At 68.9% G+C, this 26,254-nt stretch carries 26 protein-coding genes, 1 tRNA gene and 1 pseudogene; 19 read left to right on the forward strand and 9 right to left on the reverse strand.

The annotated features are described in order from the left end of the window. The first annotated feature begins 44 nt into the window (after window positions 1-44). The gene (locus tag PGB34_RS14345) at window positions 45-1,580 is read left to right on the forward strand and encodes a sigma-54 interaction domain-containing protein (RefSeq protein WP_271428764.1); all 1,536 of its coding nucleotides are present in this window, start codon (window positions 45-47) and stop codon (window positions 1,578-1,580) included. Here PGB34_RS14345 and PGB34_RS14350 read toward each other — a convergent pair. After that, window positions 1,570-2,358 (reverse strand): SDR family oxidoreductase, encoded by a 789-nt coding sequence (locus PGB34_RS14350; RefSeq protein WP_271428867.1) that lies wholly within the window; start codon window positions 2,356-2,358, stop codon window positions 1,570-1,572. The two genes, PGB34_RS14345 and PGB34_RS14350, sit on opposite strands and share 11 nt — an antisense overlap. An 18-nt stretch (window positions 2,359-2,376) precedes the next feature. Further along, window positions 2,377-2,676, reverse strand: a pseudogene (locus PGB34_RS14355) (nuclear transport factor 2 family protein); the annotation flags it as partial. A gap of 62 nt (window positions 2,677-2,738) precedes the next feature. Here PGB34_RS14355 and PGB34_RS14360 point away from each other — a divergent pair. The 9 genes from PGB34_RS14360 to PGB34_RS14400 all read left to right on the forward strand — a co-directional run bounded on the left by PGB34_RS14360 (window position 2,739) and on the right by PGB34_RS14400 (window position 10,865). After that, complete coding sequence (locus tag PGB34_RS14360; protein WP_271428765.1) at window positions 2,739-3,143, forward strand: winged helix-turn-helix transcriptional regulator; 405 nt, start codon at window positions 2,739-2,741, stop codon at window positions 3,141-3,143. A gap of 138 nt (window positions 3,144-3,281) precedes the next feature. Continuing rightward, the gene (locus tag PGB34_RS14365; RefSeq protein WP_271428766.1) at window positions 3,282-4,469 is read left to right on the forward strand and encodes a substrate-binding domain-containing protein; all 1,188 of its coding nucleotides are present in this window, start codon (window positions 3,282-3,284) and stop codon (window positions 4,467-4,469) included. Between the two features lie 96 nt (window positions 4,470-4,565). After that, window positions 4,566-6,026: an extracellular catalytic domain type 2 short-chain-length polyhydroxyalkanoate depolymerase gene (locus tag PGB34_RS14370; RefSeq protein WP_408647894.1), complete on the forward strand. Its 1,461-nt coding sequence runs from the start codon at window positions 4,566-4,568 to the stop codon at window positions 6,024-6,026. 27 nt (window positions 6,027-6,053) lie between these two features. Next, complete coding sequence (locus PGB34_RS14375; RefSeq protein WP_271428767.1) at window positions 6,054-6,818, forward strand: ABC transporter ATP-binding protein; 765 nt, start codon at window positions 6,054-6,056, stop codon at window positions 6,816-6,818. Continuing rightward, window positions 6,815-7,534: an ABC transporter ATP-binding protein gene (locus tag PGB34_RS14380; RefSeq protein WP_271428768.1), complete on the forward strand. Its 720-nt coding sequence runs from the start codon at window positions 6,815-6,817 to the stop codon at window positions 7,532-7,534. Before PGB34_RS14375 ends, PGB34_RS14380 begins: the two co-directional genes overlap by 4 nt. Further along, a complete protein-coding gene (locus PGB34_RS14385) occupies window positions 7,531-8,532 on the forward strand; it encodes a branched-chain amino acid ABC transporter permease (protein ID WP_271428769.1) in 1,002 nt (333 codons plus the stop codon). Before PGB34_RS14380 ends, PGB34_RS14385 begins: the two co-directional genes overlap by 4 nt. A gap of 19 nt (window positions 8,533-8,551) precedes the next feature. Continuing rightward, window positions 8,552-9,616, forward strand: coding sequence for a branched-chain amino acid ABC transporter permease (locus tag PGB34_RS14390; protein ID WP_271428770.1), 1,065 nt, complete (start codon window positions 8,552-8,554; stop codon window positions 9,614-9,616). After that, window positions 9,613-10,509, forward strand: a complete 897-nt coding sequence (locus PGB34_RS14395) for an alpha/beta fold hydrolase (protein ID WP_271428771.1) — start codon at window positions 9,613-9,615, stop codon at window positions 10,507-10,509. Before PGB34_RS14390 ends, PGB34_RS14395 begins: the two co-directional genes overlap by 4 nt. After that, window positions 10,506-10,865: a phage integrase family protein gene (locus tag PGB34_RS14400; RefSeq protein ID WP_271428772.1), complete on the forward strand. Its 360-nt coding sequence runs from the start codon at window positions 10,506-10,508 to the stop codon at window positions 10,863-10,865. The genes PGB34_RS14395 and PGB34_RS14400 overlap by 4 nt, the downstream gene beginning before the upstream one ends. Here PGB34_RS14400 and PGB34_RS14405 read toward each other — a convergent pair. The 3 genes from PGB34_RS14405 to PGB34_RS14415 are packed head-to-tail and all read right to left on the reverse strand — an operon-like array spanning window position 10,809 to window position 12,643. After that, window positions 10,809-11,627 carry a DUF2145 domain-containing protein gene (locus tag PGB34_RS14405; RefSeq protein WP_271428773.1) on the reverse strand — a complete coding sequence of 273 codons (819 nt, stop codon included), beginning with the start codon at window positions 11,625-11,627 and terminating at the stop codon, window positions 10,809-10,811. The two genes, PGB34_RS14400 and PGB34_RS14405, sit on opposite strands and share 57 nt — an antisense overlap. 3 nt (window positions 11,628-11,630) lie before the next feature. Beyond that, complete coding sequence (locus PGB34_RS14410; RefSeq protein ID WP_271428869.1) at window positions 11,631-12,116, reverse strand: hypothetical protein; 486 nt, start codon at window positions 12,114-12,116, stop codon at window positions 11,631-11,633. Window positions 12,117-12,163: 47 nt separating this feature from the next. Continuing rightward, the gene (locus PGB34_RS14415; RefSeq protein WP_271428774.1) at window positions 12,164-12,643 is read right to left on the reverse strand and encodes a YiaA/YiaB family inner membrane protein; all 480 of its coding nucleotides are present in this window, start codon (window positions 12,641-12,643) and stop codon (window positions 12,164-12,166) included. Between the two features lie 306 nt (window positions 12,644-12,949). On the opposite strand from PGB34_RS14415, the gene PGB34_RS14420 reads away from it, so the two are divergent. Then, window positions 12,950-13,219: a hypothetical protein gene (locus tag PGB34_RS14420; RefSeq protein ID WP_271428775.1), complete on the forward strand. Its 270-nt coding sequence runs from the start codon at window positions 12,950-12,952 to the stop codon at window positions 13,217-13,219. Between the two features lie 9 nt (window positions 13,220-13,228). Here the strand turns inward: PGB34_RS14420 and hemH are convergent, their stop codons facing one another. Continuing rightward, complete coding sequence (gene hemH, locus PGB34_RS14425) at window positions 13,229-14,290, reverse strand: ferrochelatase (RefSeq protein WP_271428776.1); 1,062 nt, start codon at window positions 14,288-14,290, stop codon at window positions 13,229-13,231. Between the two features lie 15 nt (window positions 14,291-14,305). Between hemH and PGB34_RS14430 the strand changes: the two genes are divergently transcribed. From PGB34_RS14430 to PGB34_RS14440, 3 genes are all read left to right on the forward strand, one after another. Next, entirely contained in the window at window positions 14,306-15,040 is a 735-nt protein-coding gene (locus PGB34_RS14430) for an HAD family hydrolase (RefSeq protein WP_271428777.1), read from the forward strand. Window positions 15,041-15,081: 41 nt separating this feature from the next. Continuing rightward, window positions 15,082-15,738 (forward strand): DUF4197 domain-containing protein, encoded by a 657-nt coding sequence (locus tag PGB34_RS14435; protein WP_271428778.1) that lies wholly within the window; start codon window positions 15,082-15,084, stop codon window positions 15,736-15,738. A 136-nt stretch (window positions 15,739-15,874) separates the two neighbouring features. Next, on the forward strand, window positions 15,875-16,330 hold the full coding sequence (locus tag PGB34_RS14440; protein ID WP_271428779.1) for an SH3 domain-containing protein: 456 nt from the start codon (window positions 15,875-15,877) through the stop codon (window positions 16,328-16,330). Between the two features lie 6 nt (window positions 16,331-16,336). Here the strand turns inward: PGB34_RS14440 and hpnE are convergent, their stop codons facing one another. The 3 genes from hpnE to hpnC form a co-directional block, all read right to left on the reverse strand. After that, window positions 16,337-17,611: a hydroxysqualene dehydroxylase HpnE gene (gene hpnE / locus PGB34_RS14445; protein WP_271428780.1), complete on the reverse strand. Its 1,275-nt coding sequence runs from the start codon at window positions 17,609-17,611 to the stop codon at window positions 16,337-16,339. Continuing rightward, window positions 17,608-18,450: a presqualene diphosphate synthase HpnD gene (gene hpnD, locus PGB34_RS14450; protein ID WP_271428781.1), complete on the reverse strand. Its 843-nt coding sequence runs from the start codon at window positions 18,448-18,450 to the stop codon at window positions 17,608-17,610. The genes hpnE and hpnD overlap by 4 nt, the downstream gene beginning before the upstream one ends. 74 nt (window positions 18,451-18,524) lie before the next feature. Beyond that, complete coding sequence (gene hpnC, locus PGB34_RS14455) at window positions 18,525-19,418, reverse strand: squalene synthase HpnC (protein WP_408647903.1); 894 nt, start codon at window positions 19,416-19,418, stop codon at window positions 18,525-18,527. A 175-nt stretch (window positions 19,419-19,593) separates the two neighbouring features. Here hpnC and PGB34_RS14460 point away from each other — a divergent pair, with 175 nt between their 5' ends. The 5 genes from PGB34_RS14460 (at window position 19,594) to clpP (ending at window position 26,251) form a co-directional block, all read left to right on the forward strand. Then, window positions 19,594-20,754 (forward strand): efflux RND transporter periplasmic adaptor subunit, encoded by a 1,161-nt coding sequence (locus PGB34_RS14460; RefSeq protein WP_271428783.1) that lies wholly within the window; start codon window positions 19,594-19,596, stop codon window positions 20,752-20,754. Beyond that, the gene (locus PGB34_RS14465; protein WP_271428784.1) at window positions 20,754-24,017 is read left to right on the forward strand and encodes an efflux RND transporter permease subunit; all 3,264 of its coding nucleotides are present in this window, start codon (window positions 20,754-20,756) and stop codon (window positions 24,015-24,017) included. Before PGB34_RS14460 ends, PGB34_RS14465 begins: the two co-directional genes overlap by 1 nt. An 87-nt stretch (window positions 24,018-24,104) precedes the next feature. Next, window positions 24,105-24,191 (forward strand) — tRNA-Leu (locus tag PGB34_RS14470). 24 nt (window positions 24,192-24,215) lie between these two features. Continuing rightward, window positions 24,216-25,529: a trigger factor gene (gene tig / locus PGB34_RS14475; RefSeq protein WP_271428785.1), complete on the forward strand. Its 1,314-nt coding sequence runs from the start codon at window positions 24,216-24,218 to the stop codon at window positions 25,527-25,529. A 113-nt stretch (window positions 25,530-25,642) separates the two neighbouring features. Then, complete coding sequence (gene clpP, locus PGB34_RS14480) at window positions 25,643-26,251, forward strand: ATP-dependent Clp endopeptidase proteolytic subunit ClpP (RefSeq protein WP_271428786.1); 609 nt, start codon at window positions 25,643-25,645, stop codon at window positions 26,249-26,251. Window positions 26,252-26,254 lie beyond the last annotated feature (3 nt).

Raw genomic sequence — 26,254 nt, forward strand, 5'->3', positions numbered from 1 at the left:
CCGCGCGCCCCCTGGCCCTTGGGGCGCGCGCTACGATCCGGCCCATGGCTATCGTTTCCCCGTCTGCCGCGCTGCCGCTCGATGCCAAGGGCATCCTCGGCCTGGCCGCGCGCTCGATGTTCCAGCTCTTTTCCAGCATCAGCCAGGGCATGTTCCTGATCGACCGCACGGGGCGCATCGTCTGGATCAACGAGGGCTACCGCCGCTTCCTGCCGGCACTGGGTTTCGAGCGGGTGGAGCAGTTCGTCGGCCACATGGTGGAGGACGTGATCCCCAACACGCAGATGCGCCGCGTGCTGGAAACGGGCGAGCCCGTGCTGGTGGACCTGCTGACCAACAAGGCCGGCACCTTCGCCGTGAGCCGCCTGCCGCTGCGCGAGGAAAGCGCGCAGGGCGACGGGCCGGTGATCGGCGCCATCGGCATCGTGCTGTTCGACCATGCGCAGACCGCGCTGCAGCCGCTGATGGCCAAGTTCGCGCTGCTGCAGCGCGACCTGGACGAGGCGCGGCGCGAGCTGGCCAGCCAGCGCGGCCGCGTGGCGCGCAGCGGTGAAGCGCCGCGCCAGGCCAAGCACAGCTTCGCCAGCTTCATTGGCGCCAGCGCGGCGGCGGTGGAGGTCAAGCGCCAGGCGCGTCGGGCCGCGCAGTCGAGCAGCCCGGTGCTGCTGCTGGGCGAGACGGGCACCGGCAAGGAGCTGCTCGCGCATGCCATCCATGGTGCCTCTGCCCGCTCGGCCGGGCCTTTTGTCAGCGTCAACATCGCGGCGGTGCCCGACACCTTGCTGGAGGCCGAGTTCTTCGGCTTCGCGCCTGGCGCCTTCACGGGCGCCGACCGGCGCGGGCGTGAGGGCAAGTTCAAGTTCGCCGATGGCGGCACGCTGTTTCTCGACGAGATCGGCGACATGCCGCTGACCCTGCAGGCCAAGCTGCTGCGCGCGCTGCAGGAAGGCGAGATCGAGCCGCTGGGCTCGAACCAGCTGGTGCGTTTTGATGCGCGCGTGATCGCCGCCACCTCGCGCGACCTGCCGGAGCTGGTGCGCCAGGGCCGCTTTCGCGAAGACCTGTATTACCGCCTGAACGTGCTGCCGATCCGCGTGCCGCCGCTGCGCGAGCGGCGCAGCGACATTCCGGCTTTGGTGGAGGCCTTCGGCGACGACATCGCACAGCGCAGCGGCGAAGCGCCACCGGAGCTGACGGCCGACGCACTGGCGCTGCTGGCCGCGCAGCACTGGCGCGGCAACACGCGCGAGCTGCGCAATGTGCTGGAGCAGATCGGCATGCGCAGCGACATGCAGCGCATCGACGGCGAAGAGATCAAGCGCGTGCTGGCCGAAACAGGGCTGGAGAAGATCGCCGCGCCCGAACCCGTGGCCGCCCTGGCCGGCGCGGCCGCTTCGGACGACGACGCCTTGCTGCTGCGGCCCCTGGCGGCACAGATCGCCGAGCTGGAAGCGCGTGCGATCGATGCCGCAATGGCTTCGACCGGTGGCAACAAGCTGGCGGCCTCGCGGCTGCTGGGCATCTCGCGGGCCACGCTGTACGACCGCATGGCCGACGGCGCGGGCGCGCTCAGGCGGTAGGCACGGTGCCGCCGTCGATCACGTACTCGGTGCCGGTGATGGCCTGCGCCCGTGACGACACCAGGAAGCCGACCAGGTCCGCCACCTCCTGCGGCCGGGCCGGCCGGCCGATCGGGATGCCGCCGAGCGAAGCCATCAGCGCCTGCCGGGCGGCCTCGGCATCCGTGCCGTTCTGACGCGCAATCGATTCGACCAGCCCGGTGGCCGCTTCGGTTTCCACCCAGCCCGGCGACACGCGCACCACCCGCACGCCGCGTGGCGATGTCTCTTTTGACAGGCTCTTGCTGTATGTCGACAGGGCGGCCTTGGCTGCGGCGTAGGCGGTGGTGGCGTCGGGCAGGGGCAGTTCGCGCTGGATGGAGGTGATATGCACCACCACGCCCGCGCCGCGCGCGAGCATGCCCGGCACCAGCGCGCGGTCCAGGCGCACGGCCGGCAGCAGGTTCTGGTCGAGCGCCCGCTGCCAGGCGCCATCGTCGAGCGCCTTGAAGCCGCCGCCGGGCGCGTTCGATCCGCCAACGACGTGTACGAGGATGTCGACCCCGCCCCACAGCGATTCGACGGCCTGGGCCACCGTGTCGCAGCCTTCTGTGGTGGAGAGGTCCGCCTGGACGAAAGAGACGCCGGCCGGGGTTTTGTGCCCGGCAGGAACGCCGCGGGCGGTGGACAGCACGCACGCGCCGGCCGTGGCCAGCTGCGCGACCACCGCCTGGCCGATGCCCTTGGTGCCGCCGGTCACCAGCGCGCGGCGGCCTTCGAGTTCGACCGGCAGGCGGATGTCCAGGGCAGCGATGCGCCCGTCCCGCAGCTCGAAGACCTGCATCAGGTCCACCGTGCCGCCCGGAAAAGTGCCGGTCAGGCGCGTCAGCACATGGCAGGCGGTGCCAGTCTGCGTGCTGCCCAGTGTCGACACGCTGAACTGGTAGCGCTTGCGTTCACCCTCCCGCCAGGCGCGGATGGCGTCCAGGCCCTGGGCGATGTGGCCGTTGTCGCGCACCCGGGCGTCGTCGGTGAAGCAGCCGGCGAACAGCGCGGCGTCGTTCAGGCGTTCCGACTCGAAGTAGCGGGCGACGGGGGAGGGAAGCGAATGGGTCATGGCTGTAGCGGCGGTGTGTTGGCTCAATTGCGAAGCGCCGATGCTCGGGATAGGCTCAGGCGATGACAAGCACGCACCTGGAAGTAAGTGCCCCTGAAAAGGCCAGGCGGCCGAGCTACACGCCGCTGTCGGCCGCCATCGATGTGGAGGCGACGCTGAGCCTGCTGGAAGGGCGCTGGAAGCTGGTCATCCTCTTTCACCTGTTCGACGGCCAGGTGCAGCGCTTTTCCGATCTGGAGAAGCGCATCGACGGCATCTCCCAGAAGATGCTGGCGCAGCAGCTGCGGCAACTGGAGGCGGACGGCATCGTGCAGCGCACCGTCCACCCGGAAGTGCCGCCGCGCGTGGACTACCGCATGACGGCCTGGGGCCAGGCGCTGTGCCCCGCGCTCGATGGCCTGCTGAAATGGCTCGAACAGCGCGCGACGATGGATCGGGAAAGCCCTGATCGCGATTCAGACAATTGACTGAAAAACAGACAATTCAATTGGATGAAACGCAGGCAGTGACAGGGCTGGATTGATGAAAAACGTATAAATATCAACGCATTTCAGTGCTGGCACGGACTGTGCAATATTCAGTCATTCGAACAAGGAGACACACTCATGATCCGTCGCCATCTCATGGCCGCTGCCGCCATCGCCACCTTCGGTGCCTCGGTGCCTGCGCTCGCGCAGTCCAACGAGATCCGCATTGCGCACGTCTACAGCAAGACCGGTCCGCTGGAGGCCTACGGCAAGCAGACGCAGGTGGGCCTGATGATGGGCCTGGAATACGCCACTGGCGGCACCATGACCGTCAACGGCAAGAAGATCGTCGTGATCGAGAAGGACGACCAGGGCAAGCCCGACCTGGGCAAGTCGCAGCTGGCCGCGGCCTATGCCGACGACAAGGCGGCGCTGGCCATCGGCCCCAGCTCTTCGGGCGTGGCGCTGGCCCTGCTGCCGGTGGCCGAGGAGTACAAGAAGATCCTGATCGTCGAGCCCGCCGTGGCCGACTCGATCACGGGCGACAAGTGGAACAAGTACATCTTCCGCACCGGCCGCAACTCGAGCCAGGATGCGATCAGCAATGCCGTGGCGCTGGACAAGGAAGGCACCAGCATCGCCACGCTGGCGCAGGACTACGCCTTCGGCCGCGATGGCGTGAAGGCCTTCAAGGACGCTGTGAAGAAGGCCAAGATCGTCCATGAGGAATACCTGCCGCAGAACACCACCGACTTCACGGCCGGCGCGCAGCGCCTGATCGACAAGCTCAAGGACCAGCCGGGCCGCAAGATCATCTGGATCGTGTGGGCGGGCGCGGGCAACCCCTTCAAGATCGCCGACCTGGACTTGAAGCGCTACAACATCGAGGTGGCCACGGGCGGCAACATCCTGCCCGCCATGGCCAGCTACAAGCAGTTCCCGGGCATGGAAGGCGCGACCTACTACTACTTCGGCATCCCGAAGAACCCGGTGAACGAGGCGCTGGTGTCTGCGCACTACAAGCAGTTCAAGAGCCCGCCGGACTTCTTCACGGCCGGTGGCTTCACGGCTGCGATGGCCGCGGTGACGGCGCTCAAGAAGACCGGTGGCGACGTCAACACCAACAAGCTCATCACGGCCATGGAAGGCATGAGCTTCGACACGCCCAAGGGCCAGATGACCTTCCGCAAGGAAGACCACCAGGCCATGCAGAGCATGTACCACTTCAAGATCAAGAACGATCCGGCCTTCGCTTGGGGCGTGCCCGAGCTGGTGCGCGAGATCAAGGCTTCCGAGATGGACATCCCGATCCGCAACAAGCGCTGAGATCGTCGCTTCGCGTGCCGTGGGCGCAGGCGCCATGGCACCCGCCCAGGGGGCAGCGCCCGCTGCCACCCCTTTAGCCCTCGCAGGAGAACCACCATGCAGAAGATCGCAGCGCCCTGCAGGCGCGCCGCCGGTGTGCTCGTTTCGGCCTGGATGCTGGCGGGCGCGGCCGGCGCGGCACTGGCCACGCCGCTGCCCGAGCTGCGGATCGACCCGGCGCAGATCAGCGTCTCGGGCATTTCCTCGGGCGGCTACATGGCGGTGCAGCTGCATGTGGCCTATTCGGCCACCTTCAAGAAGGGGGCGGGCGTCGTGGCGGCCGGGCCCTACAACTGCGCCGACGGCTCGGTGGTCTACGCCACGGGGCGCTGCATGGCGCATGACACGAGCATCCCCGTGAGCAGCCTGGTATCGACCACGCAGTCGTGGGCCACGAGCGGGCTGATCGACCCCGTCTCCAACCTTGCGGGCAGCCGCATCTACCTGTTCTCCGGCACCCTGGACAGCTCGGTCAAGACCGCGGTGGTGGACGACCTCAACAGCTACTACGGCGCCTTCGTGCCCGCCGCCAACATCCTCTACAAGAAGGATCTGGCGGCCGAGCACGCGATGGTGACCGACGACTACGGCAGCGCCTGCTCCGTCAAGGCCGAGCCCTACGTCAACGACTGCAATTTCGACCTGGCCGGCGCGCTGCTGCAGCAGATCCACGGCCCGCTCAATGCGCGCAACGCGGCGGCGCTGGGCGGCAGCTTCATCGAGTTCGACCAGCGCGGCTTCGTGGGCGGTCATGCGATGGCCCAGACCGGCTGGGCCTATGTGCCGGCCGCCTGCGCCAGCGGCAGCACCGAGTGCCGCCTGCATGTGGCCCTGCATGGCTGCAAGCAGAACACGGCCGACATGGGCGAGCAGTTCGTGCGCAACACGGGCTACAACCGCTGGGCCGACACCAACAACATCGTGGTGCTGTACCCGCAGACCGGCGTGACGGCCACCAACAGCTGCTGGGACTGGTGGGGCTACGACAGCGCCGACTATGCGAAGAAGTCCGGCCCCCAGATGGCGGCCGTGCATGCGATGGTCAAGCACTTGGCGGGCGGTTCAGCCACCGCCGCATTGGCCGCGCCGGGCAGCCTGAGCACCTCGAACGCCACGGCCAGCAGCATGAAGCTGAGCTGGTCGGCCGTGCCCGGCGCGGCCGGCTATGTGGTGTATCGCAATGGCGGGCGGCGCAACGCCACGCCGCTCACCAGCACCACCTACACCGACAGCGACCTCGTGGCCGGCAGCAGCTACAGCTGGAGCGTCAAGGCCGTGGACGCCAGCGGCGCGCGCGGCGCCGCATCGGCCACCGCCACGGCCAGCACCACGGGCATGACGCCGGTGTGCACCACCACCGACAACTACAGCCACACCCTGGCCGCGCGCGCCTACGCGCTCTATGGCTTCACCTATGCCTATGGCTCCAACCAGGCCATGGGACTGTGGAACATCTACATCACCACCACGCTGAAGAAGACCGCCAGCGGCTACTACCAGATCGGCACCTGCTACTGATTGATGACTCCCGGGGAGACACGGAAATTGCTTGAGACCCAGAACCTGACCATCCGCTTCGGCGGGCATGTGGCGGTGAATGCCGTGAGCTGCCGCTTTGCGCCCGGCACGCTCACGGCCATCGTAGGCCCCAACGGCGCGGGCAAGACCACCTACTTCAACCTGATCTCCGGCCAGCTCCGGGCCACGGCCGGCAAGGTGCTGCTCAACGGCCGCGAGCTTTCAGCATTGCCTGCATCCGCGCGCACGCGTGCCGGCCTGGGCCGCGCCTTCCAGCTCACCAACCTGTTCCCCAACCTCTCGGTGCTGGAGAACGTGCGCCTGGCCGTGCAGGCCGCGCATGAAGGGCCGCACCGGCGCGGCCTGAACCTGTGGAGCATCTGGAGCGACCACCGGCAACTGACCGAGCGTGCCGATGCCTTGCTGGCCCAGACCCACCTGAAGGCGCGCGAACACGACGTGGTGGCCAGCCTGCCGCACGGCGACCAGCGCAAGCTCGAAGTGGCGCTGCTGATGGCGCTGGAGCCCGAGGTCTTCATGTTCGACGAGCCCACGGCCGGCATGAACGCGGCCGAGGCGCCGGTGATCCTCGACCTGATCCGCAAACTCAAGCAGGACAAGTCAAAGACCATCCTGCTGGTGGAACACAAGATGGACGTGGTGCGCGAGCTGGCCGACCGCATCATCGTGCTGCACAACGGCACGCTGGTGGCCGATGGCGAGCCGGCCGAGGTGATCGCCTCGCCGGTGGTGCAAGAGGCTTACCTGGGCGTGGCGAAGGAGGCAGCATGAATCTGCTTGAACTCCAGGGCGTGCAGACGCACATCGGCGCCTATCACATCCTCCACGGCGTCGACCTGCAGGTGCCCAAGGGCGAGCTCACCATGCTGCTGGGGCGCAATGGCGCGGGCAAGTCCACCACCTTGCGCACCATCATGGGCCTGTGGCATGCGTCGCAGGGCAGCGTGCGCTTCGCGGGGCGCGACATCACCCAGCTCAGCACGCCGCAGATCGCGGGGCTGGGCATCGCCTACGTGCCCGAGACCATGGGCATCTTTGCCGACCTCACGGTCAAGGAAAACATGCTGCTGGCCGCGCGTGCCGCGCGCAACGCGCAGGACATGGACGACATGCGCCTGAAGTGGATTTTTCGGCTCTTCCCCGCGGTGGAGAAGTTCTGGAATCACCCGGCCGGCAAGCTCTCTGGCGGGCAAAAGCAGATGCTGGCCGTCTCGCGCGCCATCGTGGAGCCGCGCGAGCTGCTGATCATCGACGAGCCCAGCAAGGGCCTGGCGCCGGCCATCATCAACAACATGATCGACGCCTTTGGTGAGCTCAAGGCCGCTGGCGTCACGATCCTGCTGGTGGAGCAGAACATCCACTTCGCGCAACGCCTGGGCGACACCGTGGCCGTGATGGACAACGGCCGCGTGATGCATGCGGGTTCGATGGCCGAGTTCTCGGCCGATACGCAACTGCAGCAGCGCCTGCTGGGGCTGGCACTATGAATCTCCTGAAAACAGAACTCGACTGGAAGCCGCTGGCCCTGGTGCCCGTGCTCGCGCTGCTGGCGCTGCCGCTGGTGGGCTCGCCCAGCACCTGGCTCACGCTCACGGTGGCGGGGCTGGCCATGGGCATGATCGTGTTCATCATTGCCTCGGGCCTGACCCTGGTCTTCGGCCTGATGGACGTGCTGAACTTCGGCCACGGCGTGTTCATCGCGCTGGGCGCCTTCGTGGCCATGAGCGTGCTGGGCAGCATGGGCGACTGGACGCAGTCCCAATCGCTGCTGACCAACCTGCTGGCCGTGCTGCCGGCCATGCTGGTGGCCATGCTGGTGGCCGGCGCACTGGGCCTGGCTTTCGAGCGCTTCATCGTGCGGCCCGTGTACGGCCAGCACCTCAAGCAGATCCTGATCACCATGGGCGGCATGATCATCGGCGAGGAGCTGATCAAGGTGATCTGGGGCCCGGCGCAGATCCCGCTGCCGCTGCCCGAGGGCCTGCGCGGCTCCTGGATCATTCCGATGGTGGGCGATGCCGCGGTGGAGAAGTACCGCGTGCTGGCGGTGGTGGTGGGCGCGCTGGTCTTCGGCCTGCTGGCCTGGACCCTGGCGCGCACCAAGATCGGCCTGCTGATCCGCGCCGGCGTGCAGGACCGCGAGATGGTCGAGTCGCTGGGCTACCGCATCCGCGTGCTCTTCGTGGGCATCTTCGTGGCCGGCAGCGCGCTGGCCGGGCTGGGCGGCGTGATGTGGGGCCTGTACCAGCAGAGCGTGATCCCGCAGATGGGCGCGCAGGTCAACGTGCTGATCTTCATCGTGATCATCATCGGCGGCCTGGGCTCGACCACGGGCGCGCTGATCGGCGCGCTGCTGGTGGGGCTGATGGCCAACTACACGGGCTTCATCGCGCCCAAGGTGGCGCTGTTTTCCAACATCGCGCTGATGGTGGCCATCCTGCTGTGGCGGCCGCAGGGTGTGTACCCCGTGGCGGGAAGCCGCTGAGCGCAAAGGGAACACATCCATGATCCGACGTCTTCTTTCCAACGACCTGCCGCGCAGCCGCGTGCTGGCCGTGCTGTTGCTGGCGGTGCTGCTGGGCCTGGCCTTCGCGCCCTTCATCTTCCCGGGCGTCAAGGCGCTCAACGTGGCGGCCAAGATCCTGGTCTTCATCGTGCTGGTGGCCAGCTTCGACCTGCTGCTGGGCTATACGGGCATCGTGAGCTTCGCGCACACCATGTTCTTCGGCATCGGCGCCTACGGCATCGCGATCGCGGCCACGCGCATGGGCCCGGGCTGGGACGCGATCCTGGTCGGCCTGCTGTGCTCGCTGGTGGTGTCGATGCTGCTGGCGCTGGCCATCGGCCTGTTCTCGCTGCGCGTGCGGGCCATCTTCTTCGCGATGATCACGCTGGCCGTGGCCTCGGCCTTCCAGACCCTGGCCTCGCAGCTGTCGGAGTTCACGGGCGGCGAAGACGGCCTGACCTTCAAGCTGCCCGAGCTGATCTCGCCGAGCTTCGAGTTCAGCGAAGAACCCTTCTTCGGCGTCTCGCTCGATGGGCGCCTGCTGTGCTACTACCTGCTGTTCGTCGTGGCGGTGGTGCTGGTGCTGGCCTTGCTGCGCATCGTCAACTCGCCCTTTGGTCGCGTGCTGCAGGCCATCCGCGAAAACGAGTTCCGCGCCGAAGCCATCGGCTACCGCGTGGTGGTCTATCGCACCTTGTCGGCCGTGCTTTCGGCGCTCTTTGCCACGCTGGCCGGCGCCATGCTGGCCATCTGGCTGCGCTACAACGGGCCCGACACCTCGCTGTCCTTCGAGATCATGATCGACGTGCTGCTGATCGTGGTGATCGGCGGCATGGGCACCATCTATGGCGCGGCCATTGGCGCGGTGCTCTTCGTGGTGGCCCAGAGCTACCTGCAGGACCTTCTGCGCCTGGGCAACGAGGCCGTGAGCGGGCTGCCCTGGCTGGCCGCGCTGCTTTCGCCCGACCGTTGGCTGCTGTGGCTGGGCCTGCTGTTCGTGCTGTCGGTGTACTACTTCCCGACGGGCATCGTCGGCAAGCTGCGTGCGAGGGCCCTGCGATGAGCGCCGTGACACCGCTTTCCTGCTATGCGCAGCTGTGCGGGCGCGAGATCCACTGGATGGACTGGCAGCCCGCCAGCACGGCGCAGGCGCCCACGGTGATCGCCTGGCACGGCCTGGCGCGCACGGGCCGCGACATGGACGAGCTGGCCGGCCACCTCGTGGCGCACGGCTTTCGCGTGATCTGCCCCGACACCCTGGGTCGCGGTTTGAGCCAATGGAGCCCCGTGCCGGATGAGGAATACCAGCTGAGCTTTTATGCGCAACTGGCCGATGCGCTGTGCGAGCACCTGCAACTGGCGCGTGTGCACTGGGTGGGCACGTCGATGGGCGGCGCCATCGGCACCGTCTGCGCCTCGGGCCTGCAGGTGCCGCGCATGAAGGCGCGCATCCAGAGCCTTTTGCTCAATGACAACGCACCCGAGCTGGCCGCGCCCGCGCTGGAGCGCATCAAGGCCTATGCGGGCCAGCCGCCGGCCTTCGACACGGTGGGCGAGCTCGAAGCCTTCTTCCGCACGGTCTACCAGCCCTATGGCTGGCTCAGCGATGCGCAGTGGCGCCGCCTGACCGAAAGCTCCACGCGCCGCCTGGCCGACGGCCGCGTGACGCCGCACTACGACCCGGCCATGGTGCGCCAGTTCACGGCGCACGAGAACGACTACCTGATCTGGCCGCACTACGACGCCATCGAGGTGCCCGTGCTGCTGCTGCGTGGCGCCGATTCCGACCTGGTGCTGCCCTCGGCCGTGCAGGCCATGCGCACGCGCGGGCCGGGCGCGGCGGGGCGCCTGCAGATGATCGAGGTGCCCGGTTGCGGCCACGCGCCGGCCCTGAACGTACCGGCGCAGCTCGACGCGGTGCGGGCCTTCATCGAATCGGCGCAGGCCCTGGCATGAGCGCAGTGCCACGCGCCAGTGATGCCGTCGAGCACTGGTTCGACCCGCTTCTGGCCCGGCGCCTGGCCCAGGCCGGCATGGGCACGCTGGGCGCGCTGACCGAGCGCATCAACGAGGCCGGCACACGCTGGTGGTACCCCGTGCGCGGCATGGGCGTGACCCGGGCCGCGCGCGTGGTGCAGTGGCTGCAGGCGCAGCCCGGCGCGCTGGGGCTGGTGGCGGCCGTCGGCGCGCAGGGCACGGCGCCAAGGAATGAACACGCGGGGCAGGCCGCGCCGCAGCAGGCGCTGCCACGCGGCTCAGAGCCTGCGCACTGGGTCCGCCAGCTGTGCGCGCTGCAGCCAGTCGAACACTGAATCCACCGTCACGGTCTCGATGCGGTCCGAAAAGCGCTTGTCGTTCGGATGGTCGTCGAAGGCGATGTGGGCGCTGCCCACGCGGCCGCCCAGGCGCGTGAGCGGGCCCAGCCGCAGGGTGGTGGGCTCATAGCCCTTGAAGCGCAGCCAGGCCTGGGCCTGCTCGCGCGTGCGGATGGTGCCGCTCTCCATCGCGCCGGCCAGGGTTTCTGCAGCCCACTGGTTGGACTGCTGGTACTTCTGCCCCCACGCATAGCTGACCATGCTGTACGCGCGCTGGTGCAGCGCTTTCACGCGCACGCGGTCCTGCAGCACGGGCAGCAGGCGCTGCTGCACCTCGGGCCTGGGCACCATCCAGGCGGCTTCGTGGCGCCACAGGTCATCGAGGAAGAATTCGCCCAGGCCCTGCGCGTAGAGCTGGCCCACGGCCGTGCCGCAATGGTTGAGCTTGTGCACCACGCGCCACGGGCCTTCGGCCGTGCGCAAGGCCCAGCCCAGGTGCGAATAGCGCAGGCGGTACTTCGACAGGTCCTGGCCGGCGCGGGCCAGCACCACCACCTGGGCGCCGCTGCGCGCGTGTTCGGCGTCCAGCGCGCGGGCGGTGCGCTCGGCCAGCTGCATGCCGCGTTCGATCTGCGCGGCCGTGAGGGGCCGGCTTTCACAACTGCGCCCGGCCTGCGCGCCGCCTGCGGCCAGCAGGCACAGCGCGAGCACTGCGGCGGCGCGGCAGGTGGCCACGGGCCTGGCATTGCGCGTGGCCATGGCTCACAGCACCTCGTTGTGCAGCAGCGCGCGGCCCAGCGCGTTGGGGATGAACGCCAGCACCTCGCCGGCCGCCGAGAGGATCACGCCGCTGCCGATCACGCTACAGCTCACCAACGTGCCCACGCCATGGGCCGCGGCCGAAGCCGCGCGGCCCGAGACTTCCACGCTGACCTGCGCGCCATCGGAGGCCCGCTCGAGCAGGTAGACCGTGCCGCGCGCCGAGGCATCGACGGCGACCACGGTGAGCAGCGCGCCGCCCACCGACAGGGCCGCAGGCAGCACCACGGCGGCGCCGGCCACGGAGCCGGCCGTGGCAGATGCGGCAGTGGCCGAACCCACGACCGAGGCCACGGGCAACAGCGACAGGGCTGCGGAGGCTTCGCTCTGGGCGCGCGCCGGGCTGGCGGCGAAACCGCCCGCAAGCAGCGCGCCGGCCAGGCCCAGGTGCAGGGCCAGGCGCCTGAGCGCAGGCAAGGCCGGGATCATCGACAGTGCAGTCATGGTGCAGGCTCCTTTTCGATCAATGACGGGGTTCAGGCGGCATCGCGTTCGGCCTGGCCCAGCGAGACCGAGGCGGACAGGCGGGCTTCGGCCAGGTCGGCTTCGTGGCGGTCGCGCAGCATCTTGGCCAGCGTGAAGGCGGTGGTGATCAGGTAGAGCCAGCTCACGCCCAGAAAGGCCTTGTAGGTGACGTTGATCTGCATGCCCAGCAGGCCCCAGCCCGTCAGGCCCATGGCCACCGCAAAGCCACCCCAGACCACCAGCTTCCACATCGGCGTGTCGCCGGCGCTGCGGCGTGCCGACTGCTGGTCGCGCACGAACTTGGCCAGCACGAAGGCGGCCGAGAGGCAGAACACATAGCCCATGACCATGAAGACCTGCTCCAGTCGCTCGCCCGGCAGCCAGGCCAGGCCGGTGGCGCACAGGAAGACGGCGATCCCGAAGGACACCCACACCTGCAGTTGCCAGGCGCGCGTGTCGCGTTGGGGAAGGAGGGCGGTGGAGCGGGTCATGGATTCGGTGCCCGTTGGGCGGCTGTTGAACATGGGCGCGATGGTCCGGGCTGCAGCGCGCGGCGCAGGCGAATCAATGGCCCTGTGGACGAATCCGGGCCTTTGGGTACTGGATGGCGATACTTCAGCCGCCTTGCCCGAGGCGCATGCTCTACTCGGTGCATCCACCCGAGCCCGTCCACGCCTTCTCCTGCCATGTCTTCCCTGATCACCGCAGATGCACTGCGACAACTGGCCGCAGCAGCACCGTCCGCAGCGCAACCGGGCTGCAGCTGCCGCGCCTTGCAGGTGCCTGCGTAGGAGAGCGTGACCGACGCGCGCTGGCCCGCGTCAGTCGTGCGCATCGGCACCCTGCGCGCCGACCTCGAGGCCGAGCCCACCTTCGAGGAACACCACCCCGAAGGCACGCGCTACGACTCGCCCGATGCGCCCATCGCGGTGCAGTACTTCCCCTTCAACCGCGCCGATGTCTACCGCTGCAGCGACTGCGCGCGCGTGTTCCTGCGCTACACCGAATACGGCGGCTATTACATCGACCACCGCGTGCGGCAGGTCGATGCGGCGCGGGTGGTCTGAGAACGGCGCTCAGCCTTGCGCCGTGGTGGGCCAGCCGGCCAGGTGACGCACAGCCAGATCGGCCAGCGCGCTGATCCAGGCCGGGTCGTCGTTGAGCGCGGGGATGTAGTGGAAGGCCTTGCCGCCGCTGTGCAGGAAAGCCTCGCGGCCTTCCATGGCGATTTCCTCCAGCGTCTCCAGGCAGTCGGCCGGAAAGCCCGGGCACAGCACGTCCACGCGGCCCACGCCCGAGGCGCCGAGTTCGCGCAAGGTGGGCTCGGTGTAGGGCTCCAGCCAGCGCGCGCGGCCGAACCGTGACTGGAAGCTGCATTGCCAGAAGCCTTGGGGCAACTGCAGCTGATCGGCCAGCAACTGCGCGGTGCGCAGGCACTGCGCCTGGTAAGGATCGCCCAGCGCGATGTTGCGCGCGGGAATGCCATGAAAGCTCATCAGCAGCCGGTCGGGCCGGCCATGCTGCTGCCAGTGCCGGTGCACGCGGCCGGCCAGCGCGCCGATGTAGCCGGCGTCGTCGTGGTAGTCGTTGACGAAGCGCAGCTCCAGCTGTTTGCGCTGGCGCGCCTGCCAGGCGTTGACGGCGTCGGTCACGCTGGCCGTGGTGGTGGCCGAGTACTGGGGATAGGCCTGCAGCACCAGCACGCGCTTCACACCCTCGGCCTGCAGTGCATCGAGTTGGCGCTCCAGCGAAGGCTGTCCATAGCGCATGGCCTCCACCACACGCACGCGATGGCCGCGCTCGCCGAGCCAGCCGCGCAGCAAGGCGGCCTGCCTGCGCGTCCACACGGCCAGCGGCGAGCCTTCGGGCATCCAGATGCTGGCGTACTTGGCGGCCGACCGGGCCGGCCGCCGGCGCAGGATCACACCGTGCAGCAGCGGCAGCCACACGGCGCGCGGGATCTCCACCACGCGCGGATCGCTCAGGAACTGGGCCAGGTAGGGCCGCACGGCGGCGGCCGTGGGGGCCTCGGGCGAGCCGAGGTTGCACCACAGCACGGCGGTGTGCGGGGCAGGGGCGGGCAGGGGGGATGAAGAAGCGCCGGAGTTGCCTTCGGGCGCAATGACGGTGCGAGGCATGCGATATTCTGGGGCATGACTTCCGCCGATCCGGCCCGCGTCGCGCAACTTCTGGACGTGCGCCGCATCCAGGGCATCTCCCTGGACCTTGACGACACCCTGTGGCCGATCTGGCCCACCATCGAACGCGCCGAGGCCGTGCTGCACGGCTGGCTTCAGGCCCATGCGCCGCGCACGGCCGCGCTGGTGACCGACCCGCAGGTGCTGCGCGAGTTGCGCGAGGCCACGGCGCGCGAGCGCTCCGACCTCGCGCATGACCTGGCCGCGCTGCGGCGCGAATCCATCCGCGGTGCCTTGCAGCGCGCGGGCGACGATCCGGCGCTGGCCGAGCCGGCCTTCGAGGTCTTCTTTGCCGAGCGCCAGCGCGTGACGCTGTATGAAGACGCCTTGCCCGCGCTGCGCTGGCTCAGCGAGCGCTATCCGCTGGTGGCGGTTTCCAACGGCAATGCCGATCTGGAGCGCACGGGCGTGGCGCGCTGGTTTCGCATCGGCTTCAGCGCCAAGAGCTTCGGCAGCGGCAAGCCGCATGCGCCCATCTTCCGCGCGGCGGCGGCCTCCATCGGCCTGCTGCCGCGCGACATGCTGCACGTGGGCGACGATGCGGGCCTGGACGTGGCCGGCGCGCTCAATGCGGGCATGCAGGCCGCCTGGCTGGTGCGCGACCATCGGCCCTGGGGCGAAGGCCCGCGGCCCCAATTGATCGTGCCCAATCTGCAGGCCCTGTGCACGGCGCTGGACGGCAGCGCCTGAACACGCGCGGACATCACCTTTTCTCAAGCGGAGGTTCCCCCATGCAATCACGTAGGCATCATCTTCGGTCGGTCTTTTTGGGCGCGGCTGCGATGCTGGGCGCCTGGCCAGCCGCGCAGGCGCAGACCGGCACCAACCCCGTCAAGGCCATGCTGGGCCAGGCTTCCGACCATGCGCTGGACCAACTGGCGCGCCCCGGCGCCTTCTCGGCCGATGAAGCGATCCGCATCGCCCTGCCGGGCGCGGCCAAGCTGGGCAACCTGCTCGATCTGGCCAGCAAGGTCGGGTTGACGGGCGACATCAACGGCAGCCTCAACCGCGCGGCCGAGCAGGCCGCGGCGCAGGCCAAGCCCATCTTCCGCGCAGCCATCGACCGCGCCTCCTTCAGCGATGCGGTGGACATCGCGCGCGGCGGCGCCACCGGCGCCACCGACTACCTGAAGAAAAGCGCAGGCGCCTCGGTGCAGGCGCAGCTGCTGCCGCTGGTGCGCACGGCGCTGCAGCAGTCGGGCGTGCTGGCGCAGACGCAGCAGCTTTCCGCCCTGGGCTTCAACGAGACGCGCCTGAGCGAGTACGTGGCCGGCAAGACCAGCGACGGCATCTTCACCTATGTGGGCCGCGAGGAGACCAAGCTGCGCCAGGACCCGATCGGCGCGGGCAAGAGCCTGCTCAAGGGCATGCAGGGCCTGAAGTTCTAAGGACAACCCCGCACAGGTTTCCGGAAACACTCGGGAACCAATCCGCCATCGCTGAAACACACTGGGCGCGGGCCCTTCGCAGGAAGGGCGCCGCGCTTTTTTTTTTCTTCGTCCTGCTCAGAAAGGTTCTGTCCGAATGTCCATCGCCTTGCGTCGTCTGCCCGCCCTGTTTCTGGTTCTTGCCACCTTGTTTGCGCTGCCGGCGGCCTATGCCCAGCAGATGGTGGCTGCGGCGCGCGATGGCGTGATGCTCCGGGCCGCCGCCAGCCAGCGTGCCGAAGCGCGCTGGTCGATCGACAAGGGCTACCCCTTGCGCGTGCTCAGCCGCAAGGGGGCCTGGCTGCGGGTGAGCGATTTCGAAGGCGACCGGGCCTGGGTGCTGAGCTCGCGCACCAACCGGCAGGCGCACATGGTCTCCAAGGCCAGCGCACTGAATGTGCGCGCCACGCCGAACACGCGTGCGCGCGTGGTGGCCCGCGCCGGCTATGGCGACGTGCTGCGCACGATGGAGCGCCGCGGCGACTGGGTCAAGGTGCGCACCAAGGCCGGCCGCGTGGGCTGGGTGTCGCGCAAGCTGGTCTGGGGCTGGTGATCGGGCTCAGGGCCGCGCGGCTGCTTCGCCGCTGAGCACCGCGCCTTCCAGCGTGGCGGGGTAGGGCCCTTCGCAACAGTCGCCGCAGGCCCGCAGGCCGGGCGCGATGTCCATGGCGGGTCGCTGCAGCCCGGGCGTGCAGGCGAAGGTGGCGCGCTTCTCGACGATGGTCTGCAGCGGCTGCAGGTCCGTCCAGTTCAGTTGCACCTTGGCCTGGGCCAGCACGCGCGCCTGCAGCTCCTCGCGCGGCAGGGTGCTGGCACTGACCACGAAGGCGGCCAGGCCCGCGGGTCCGTCCAGCTGCGCGCGGTCGAACACGAACTGCGCGGGCGCGCGTTGCGCATCGCTGCGCAGGGCCAGCATGGGGCGGCCCTGCGGCAAGGGCGGCGCGCCTTTCACGTACACGGTGGCGATGGCCTCATGGTCGATGGCCTGCGCGCGGGCCAGCCAGTCGGCGGCTTCGGGCAGCGCCGCCTGCTGCACCAGGCGCGCGCTTTCCCACACCGGCGTGGCCAGCAGCACGCGGTCGAAGGGATCGCTATCGACCAGCCATCGCGCGCCATCGCGTGCGATGGACTGGACGCGGTGGCCCAGCCGTTGCTGCGCGCGGCGTGCAGCCAGCCAGTCGAGGGCGGCGTCGGGCAGCAGCGCGCCCAGGTCCACTCTGGGCAGCAGCAGATCGGCACCGCCGGCTTCGCCGAAGAGCGCATCGCGCAGCACGCGCAGAAACACCTGCGCGCTGGCGCGCGCGGGCGGCACGTTCAGGGCCGACACGCACAGGGGCTCGATCAGCTCGGTCATCACGCGCGGCGTGAGCGCCGCGCACAGCTGCGCCACGCTGAGCGTGGGCGCGCAGGCAAAGCCGCGCAGGCGCCATTGCAGCGAGGTGCGCAGCAGGCTGTAGCGGTCGGCCCAGGTCCAGCCGCGGGCGGCGCAGATGCCGGCCAGCAGGTCCAGCGGCGGGCGCAAGCCGGCAGGCACTTCGAGGCCGCCGCCATCGGCAAAGCGCAGCGCCAGCGGCAGGCGCCGCAGCGTGGCTTCGGGCGACACGCCCACCTCACGCATCAGCGCCAGCGTGGCGCGGTAGGCGCCGATGAGGATGTGCTGGCCGTTGTCCAGCACCGTGCCGTCATCGGCCAGCACGCGCCGCGCGCGGCCGCCCGGTGTGCGCGCGGCCTCGTAAAGGGTCACGGCCTGGCCGGCCTGCGTGGCCCGCACGGCTGCGGCCAGGCCGGCCCAGCCGGCGCCGATGACGGCGGTGCGAAGGGCTGCGGTGCTCACATCCGCCCGAGCGCCTGCACCTTCCACGCCAGCCACAGCTTGCGCAGCGGCGTGAGCGCGATGCGCTGGTGCAGCACCTGGAAGTTCTCGTGCTCGATCTCGCCCAGCAAGGTGCGGTAGATGCTGGCCATCATCAGGCCGGGTTTCTGTGCGCGGCGGTCGGCCGCGGGCAGCAGGGCCAGCGCCTCGTCGTACAGCGCCTGGGCCCGCTGGGCCTGAAAGCGCATCAGCGCCACGAAGCGGTCGGAATGCACGCGGCCCAGGATCTCGTGCGCCTTCACGTCGAACTGCTGCAGTTCATTGACGGGCAGATAGATGCGCCCGCGCATGGCGTCCTCGCCCACGTCGCGGATGATGTTGGTCAGCTGCAGCGCCAGGCCCAGCTTGTGGGCGTATTGCGTGGTCTGCGCGTCGGTCTGGCCGAAGATGCGCGCCGAGACTTCGCCCACCACGCCGGCCACCAGGTGGCAGTAGCGCTGCAGGCCGGCAAAGTCGAGGTAGCGCGTCTGCTGCAGGTCCATTTCGCAGCCTTCCACCACCTCCAGCAGCTGGCGCGCCTCGATGTCGAAGCGCGGCGCGTGCGGCATCAGGGCCTGCATCACGGGGTGGCGCGGCTGGCCCGCGAAGGCGCTGGCGATCTCGGTGCGCCACCATGCCAGCTTGGTCGCGGCCACGCCCGCATCGCTCACTTCGTCGACCACGTCGTCCACCTCGCGGCAGAAGGCGTAGAAGGCGGTGATGGCCGCGCGGCGTTCGGGCGGCAGGAACAGGAAGGCGTAATAGAAGCTGCTGCCGGAGGCGGCGGCCTTGTTCTGGACGTATTGCTCGGGGGTGCTCATCGGCGGGGCGCGGGTCTCATGGCGCGTGATTGTCGCGGGGTGGCGTGAAGGTGCTTCGGGCCGAGTCGGGCGCGCTACATCCTGAAGGCCCGCCAGAGCAGCCGCGGGGCGTCCCACTTCCTGACCGTGGGCCGGTGGCTGAAGCTGTCGAAGCCCCGGGCCTCGATCCGGTCGAGGATGAGCAGGCCGCCTTGAACGACCAGGCGCAGTTCATGGCCCATGCGGCCGGGCATGCGATGGACCAGCGGCGCGCCCTCGCGCATCAGCGCACGCGCGGCCTGCACCTGCTGCGCGACCAGGGCCAGCGCCGGTGCTGGCGGGCGCGCGGGCCCCAGCGGGGCGAAGGACTGGAAATCGCCGGGCCCGAGCCCGAAGGCCGCGCAATCGGCCAGCGGCAGGTAATGGCGCCCGCGTGGCAGATCGACCGACAGGTCCTGCCAGAAGTTGATGAGCTGCAGTGCGCTGCAGATCGCGTCGCTCTGCGCGAGCGAGCGCGCATCGCCGAGGCCGGCCAGATGCAGCAGCAGGCGCCCGACCGGATTGGCCGAGCGGCGGCAGTAGTCCAGCAGCTCGGCCATGTCGGCATAGCGGCGCGCGGCCTGCGTCCAGCGCACGTCCTGGCGGAAGGCGTCGAGCAGGTCGGCCAGCAGCGATTCGGGCAGGCTGAATTCGGCGATCGCGTGCCGCAGCGGCCCGAACACCTGCGGCCAGCGTGCCGAAGGGGCCTGGCCGCGCACCACGGCTGCGAGGTCCTCGCCATAAGCCTGCAGCAGGGCCAGGCGCTCGGGCGCCGCGGTATCACCTTCATCGGCGATGTCGTCGGCCGTGCGCGCGAAGGCATACAGCGCGGCGATGGGCGGGCGCAGCCGCGGTGGGCACAGCCACGACGCGACCGGGAAGTTCTCGTAGTGGTTCGGCGCGGCGGCCTGCCGGGGAACGGGGGAAGAGGATCGGGGCACGGCGGCGATTGTCAGGGCAGCGCCGGCGCGTCCCTGGCGGACAGCGGGTGAACGGAAACGAAGCTGTTTTGCGCGTTGACAGTCGAGGGATGCATCGCCTAAATTACTAACCATTCGGTCATTAACTTGACGGTGCCGATTTCGGCGCCGCTGTTCCAGGCCTGCGCGAGCGGGTGTTCTTCCCATGGCTTTGTTGTCTGAACTGCCTGCTCGCAGGGCGCACCCGGGTGTGCGCCTTTCTCCACTGCTGGCGCCCGCGCTGCTGGGGCTGGCCCTGGCGGGCTGTTCGCGGCCGCCGCCCGCGCCCGAACCCCTGCGCGCCGTGAAGGTGATGACCGTGGGCGTGCAGCCTTCGAACGGCGGCGCCGAGTTTTCAGCCGAGGTGCGCGCGCGCGTGGAAGCCCGCCTGGGCTTTAGGGTGGCGGGCAAGCTGGCGCAACGGCAGGCCGAACCGGGCCAGCACGTGAAGGCCGGCCAGGTGCTGGCGCAGCTGGATCCGCAGGACTACCAGCTCGCAGCCCAGGCCGCGCGCGCGCAGGCCGTGGCGGCGCAGACCCAGCGCGACCTGGCGGCGGCGGACCTGAAGCGCTACCGCGAACTGCGCGCGCAGAACTTCATCAGCAGCGCAGAGCTGGAGCGGCGCGAGGCCAGCGCGCGCTCGGCCCAGGCGCAGTTGGACCAGGCGCAGGCGCAGGTGGCCTCGCAAGGCAACCAGGCGAGCTACACCACGCTGGTGGCGCAGGCGCCGGGCGTGGTGACCGCCGTCGAGGCCGAAGTGGGGCAGGTGCTGGCGGCAGGCACGCCGGTGCTGCGCCTGGCGCTGGATGGCGCGCGGGACGTGGTCTTCTCGGTGCCCGAGGACCGCGCCGCGCAACTGCGCGTGGGCTCCCCCGTGCAGGTGCGCGGCTGGACAGCCGGCGAGGAGCAGGAAGGCAAGGTGCGCGAGGTGGCGGCCAGCGCCGACCCCGTGACGCGCACCTATCTGGTCAAGGTCGAGATCCCTGCCGCCACGGCACCGCCGCTGGGCGCCACGGTCTATGCGCGGCCGCAGGCCCTGAGCGCCCAGGGCGCTCCCGTGATCAAGCTGCCCACCAGCGCCCTGCGCCAGGAAGGCGCCGGCAGCGCCGTGTGGGTGCTGGAGCCGGGCAGCATGAGCGTGCGTTCGCAGAGCGTGCAGGTGGCGGGCGTGGACGGCAACGAGGCCGTGATCGCGCAGGGCCTGAGCCCCGGGCAGCAGGTGGTGACGGCCGGCGTGCATGTGCTTGCGCCGGGGCAGAAGGTCAGCATCTACAACAGGCCGGCAGGCGAGGCGGCCGCGCAGGCCCCTGCGGCCGGGAGCCGCTGATGGCCGGCGGCAGCAGCGGGCAGGGCGGCGGCTTCAACCTGTCGAAATGGGCGCTGGACCACGGGCCGCTGACGCGCTACCTGATGGCCGTGCTGATGGTGCTGGGCATCGCGGCCTACTTCCAGCTCGGACAGGACGAGGACCCGCCCTTCACCTTCAGGGCCATGGTGGTGCGCACCTACTGGCCCGGCGCCACCGCGCAGCAGGTGGCCGAGCAGGTCACCGACAGGATCGAGCGCACGCTGCAGGAAGTGCCCTATGCGGACAAGATCCGCAGCTATTCCAAGCCCGGCGAGTCGCAGGTCATCTTCGAGATCAAGGACATCTCCAGGCCGGCCGAGGTGCCGCAGGTCTGGTACACGGTGCGCAAGAAGATCGGCGACATCCGTGCCACCCTGCCGCAGAACATCCAGGGCCCTTTCTTCAATGACGAGTTCGGCGATGTCTACGGCGTGATCTACGCGTTGCAGGGCGATGGCTACAGCTACGCCGAACTCAAGCACTTTGCCGACGACGTGCGCCAGCGGCTGCTGCGCGTCAAGGATGTGGCCAAGGTCGAGCAGTTCGGCGTGCAGGACGAAAAGATCTGGGTCGAGGTCTCGCACAAGCGCCTGGCGCAGATGGGGCTGGACTTCAACCAGGTGCTGCAGCAGTTGGGCGCGCAGAACGCGGTCGAAAGCGCGGGCACCATCCAGTCGCCGCAGGACGTGGTGCAGGTGCGCGTGGGCGGGCAGTTCAACGACGTGGAGCAACTGCGGGCCATGCCGATCCGCGGCAGCTCGGGCCTGCAGCTGAGGCTGGGCGACATCGCCGAGATCCGGCGCGGCTATGTGGACCCGCCGGGCGTGAAGGTGCGCTTCCAGGGCCAGGAGACCATCGCGCTGGGCATCTCGATGGCCAAGGGCGGCGACATCATCGGGCTGGGCAAGGCCCTGCGCGAGGCCACGGCGGCCATCGAGAAGACGCTGCCCGCCGGCCTGACGCTGGCCCAGGTGCAGGACCAGCCGGCCTCCGTTGCGGCCTCGGTCAACGAATTCGTCAAGGTGCTGATCGAGGCCGTGGTCATCGTGCTGGCCGTGAGCTTCGTCTCGCTGGGCCTGCACAAGGGCGGGCGCAACAAGCTTCTGGGCGGCTGGTACATCGACTACCGGCCCGGGCTGGTGGTGGGCATCACCATTCCGCTGGTGCTGGCCGTCACCTTCCTGGCCATGCACTATTTCGGCATCGGGCTGCACAAGGTGTCGCTGGGCTCGCTGATCATCGCGCTGGGCCTGCTGGTGGACGACGCCATCATTGCGGTGGAGATGATGGTGCGCAAGATGGAGGAGGGCTACGACAAGGTGCGGGCCGCCACCTTCGCCTACGACGTGACGGCCAAGCCCATGCTCACGGGCACCCTGATCACGGCCGCGGGCTTCCTGCCCATCGGCATCGCCAAGTCGGTGACGGGCGAATACACCTTCGCCATCTTCGCGGTGACGGTGATCGCGCTGGTGCTGTCGTGGATCGTCTCGGTGTACTTCGTGCCCTACCTGGGCACCTTGCTGCTCAAGGTCAAGCCGCACCCTGCACCGCCCGGGCTGACGGGCGAGACCGTCGATGCGCAGCCTTCCGGCGTCGAGGCTTCTTCGCCGCATGAGCTTTTCGATTCGCCCTTCTACAAGCGCTTTCGCCGCACGGTGGGCTGGTGCGTGGACCACCGCTGGCTCACCATTGCCGCCACGGTCGCGATCTTCGGCCTGGGTGTGCTGGGCATGACGCGCGTGCAGCAGCAGTTCTTCCCCGACTCCAGCCGGCCCGAGATCATGGTCGACCTGTGGTTCCCCGAAGGCACGTCGCAGCCGGCCAACGACGCGGTGGCCCGGCGGCTGGAACAACGCCTCATGGGCACCGAGGGCGTGGTGAGCGTGGCCAGCTGGATCGGCTCGGGCACGCCGCGCTTCTACCTGCCGCTGGACCAGGTCTTTCCGCAGAGCAATGTCTCGCAGTTCATCGTGCTGGCGCAGGACCTGCCCACGCGCGAGCGGCTGCGGCGCGAACTGCGCACGGTGCTGGCGCAGGAGTTCCCCGAGGCGCGCGGCCGGGTGAAGCTGCTGCCCAACGGCCCGCCGGTGCCCTATCCCGTGATGTTCCGCGTGGTGGGCGACGACCCGGCGCGGCTGCGCCAGCATGCAGACGAGGTCAAGGCCCTGGTGCGCCAGAACCCGGCCATGATCGGCACCAACGACAACTGGAACGAATCGGTCAAGGCCGTGCGGCTGGAGGTGGACCAGGCGAAGGCGCGCGCGCTGGGCCTGAGCAGCCAGGCCATCGCCCAGGCGTCGCGCACGCTGTTCACGGGCACCACCATCGGCCAGTACCGCGAGCAGGACAAGCTGATCGACATCGTGCTGCGCCAGTCGCCCGACGAGCGCGGCGAGATCTCGGACATCGCCAATGCCTATGTCACCACGGCCACCGGCCGCGCCATTCCGCTGACGCAGATCGCGCGCCCGGTCCTGGGCTGGGAGCCCGGCGTGATGTGGCGCTGGAACCGCAACTATGCGGTGACGGTGCAGGGCGACATCGCCGAAGGCCTGCAGGGCGCGACCGTGACGGCCCAGTTGCTGCCGGGGCTGCGCGAGCTCGAGGCGCGCTGGCATGCGGCTGGCGAAACCGGCTACCGCATCGAGGTGGCCGGCGCGGTGGAAGAAAGCAGCAAGGGTTCGTCCTCCATCGTGGCGGGTGTGCCCATCATGCTGTTCGTGGTCTTCACCTTGCTGATGCTGCAACTGCACAGCTTCAGCCGGGCGCTGCTGGTCTTCCTGACCGGGCCGCTGGGCATCGCGGGCGTGGCCGCAGCGCTGCTGCTGCTCAACCGGCCCTTCGGCTTCGTGGCGCTGCTCGGGGTGATCGCGCTCATGGGCATGATCCAGCGCAACTCCGTGATCCTGATCGACCAGATCGAGACCGACCGTGCGGCCGGCGTGCCGGCGCGCGACGCCATCATCGAATCCACGGTGCGGCGTCTGCGGCCCATCGTGCTCACGGCCGCGGCCGCGGTGCTGGCCATGATCCCGCTGTCGCGCAGCGTGTTCTGGGGCCCCATGGCCGTGGCCATCATGGGCGGGTTGATCGTCGCCACGGTGCTCACTCTGCTGGCGCTGCCGGCCATGTACGCGGCGGCCTTTGGCGTGTCCGGCGCATCGCAGGGGCCGGACAGGGCGCCGCGGCTGCGCTGGTTCAAGGAAAAGGGCGTTCGCGGTGAAGCCGCCAGCCGGTGAGCCCCGTTTTACGCACTAAAATGCGCGGTTGACCGATTTCGACGGGCGGTCCCCATCGGGCCGCCCGTTTTCGTTTCCATCGACGTTGCGCGGGTGGCGAAATTGGTAGACGCACCAGGTTTAGGTCCTGACGCCAGCAATGGTGTGGGGGTTCGAGTCCCCCCCCGCGCACCAGCGATCTTCATAAGGATTAGACACATGACCGTGAATGTTGAAACGCTCGAGAAGCTCGAACGCAAGATCACTCTGACGCTGCCCGTCGACACCATCAAGAACGAAGTCGACACGCGCCTCAAGCGCCTGGCCCGCACCGTCAAGATGGACGGCTTCCGTCCCGGCAAGGTGCCGATGACGGTGGTGGCCCAGCGCTACGGCTTCTCGGTGCAGTACGAAGTGGTGAACGACAAGGTCGGTGAGGCCTTCTCGCAGGCCGCCAACGAAGCCAAGCTGCGCGTGGCCGGTCAGCCCACGATCACCGAGAAGGACGGCGCACCTGAAGGCCAACTGGCCTTCGACGCGGTGTTCGAAGTCTTCCCCGAAGTCAAGGTCAAGGACCTGGCCGAGGCCGAGATCGAGCGCGCTTCTGCCGAGGTGAGCGACGAGGCCATCGACCGCACGCTGGACATCCTGCGCAAGCAGCGCCGCACCTTCGCGCAGCGCGCCCAGGATGCCGCCGCCGAAGACGGCGACCGCGTGACCGTGGACTTCGAAGGCAAGATCGATGGCGAACCCTTCGAAGGCGGCAAGGCTGCCGACTTCCAGTTCGTGGTCGGCGAAGGCCAGATGCTCAAGGAATTCGAAGACGCCGTGCGCGGCATGAAGGCAGGCGACAGCCGCACCTTCCCGCTGGCCTTCCCGGCCGACTACCACGGCAAGGACGTGGCCGGCAAGACGGCCGACTTCCTGGTCACCGTCAAGAAGATCGAAGCCTCGCACCTGCCCGAAGTGAACGAAGCCCTGGCCAAGTCGCTGGGCATCGCCGAAGGCACGGTGGAAGCCCTGCGCGCCGACATCCGCAAGAACCTCGAGCGCGAAGTCAAGTTCCGCCTGCTGGCGCGCAACAAGAACGCCGTGATGGATGCGCTGATCGCCAATGCCGAGCTGGACCTGCCCAAGTCCACCGTGCAGGCCGAGATCGACCGCATGGTCGAAGGCGCCCGTGCCGAGTTGAAGCAGCGCGGCATCAAGGACGCCGACAAGGCGCCGATCCCCGCCGACATCTTCCGCGAGCAGGCCGAGCGCCGCGTGCGCCTGGGCCTGGTGGTGGCCGAGGTGGTGCGCGCCAATGAACTGCAGGCCAAGCCCGAGCAGATCAAGTCGCACATCGAAGAGCTGGCTGCCAGCTACGAGAAGCCGGCCGACGTGGTGCGCTGGTATTACGGCGACAACCGCCGCCTGGCCGAAGTCGAAGCCGTGGTGATCGAGAACAACGTCACCGACTACGTGCTGGGCAAGGCCAAGGTCAGCGACAAGACCCTGTCCTTCGACGACCTGATGGCTCAGCAGGCCTGATCATCCAGCAGGCATAGCTGCCGTTCACGGTGGGGCTTGTGCCTGGTGGCACAGGCCCCATTTCGTTAGGACGTACAGTTCAGCTCACAGTAGCGGCTCTTCCGGAGAGAAACATGAGTGCACACGAAACCCAGGCCCTGGGCCTGATCCCGATGGTGATCGAGCAGTCGGGGCGCGGCGAACGCTCCTTCGACATCTATTCGCGCCTGCTCAAGGAGCGCGTGATCTTCCTGGTCGGCGAAGTGAACGACCAGACCGCCAACCTCGTGGTGGCGCAGCTGCTGTTCCTGGAAAGCGAAAACCCGGACAAGGACATCTCGCTGTACATCAACTCGCCGGGCGGCAGCGTGACGGCAGGTATGTCGATCTACGACACCATGCAGTTCATCAAGCCCGACGTGTCGACCATGTGCCTGGGTTTTGCAGCCAGCATGGGCGCCTTCCTGCTGGCCGCCGGCGCCAAGGGCAAGCGCTATTCGCTGCCCAACTCCAAGGTCATGATCCACCAGGTGCTGGGCGGTGCCCGCGGACAGGCGACCGACATCGAGATCCAGGCGCGCGACATCCTGCGCACCAAGGACCAGATGAACCGCATCCTGGCCGAACGCACGGGCCAGCCGCTGGAGAAGGTGCGCGCCGACACCGAACGCGACTACTACATGACGGCCGACGAAGCCAAGGAATACGGCATCGTCGACCAGGTGATCGCGCAGCGAAGCTGACGC

Origin of the sequence: Xenophilus arseniciresistens (genome assembly GCF_028023875.1) — a bacterium.
Classification (GTDB): domain Bacteria; phylum Pseudomonadota; class Gammaproteobacteria; order Burkholderiales; family Burkholderiaceae_C; genus Xenophilus; species Xenophilus arseniciresistens.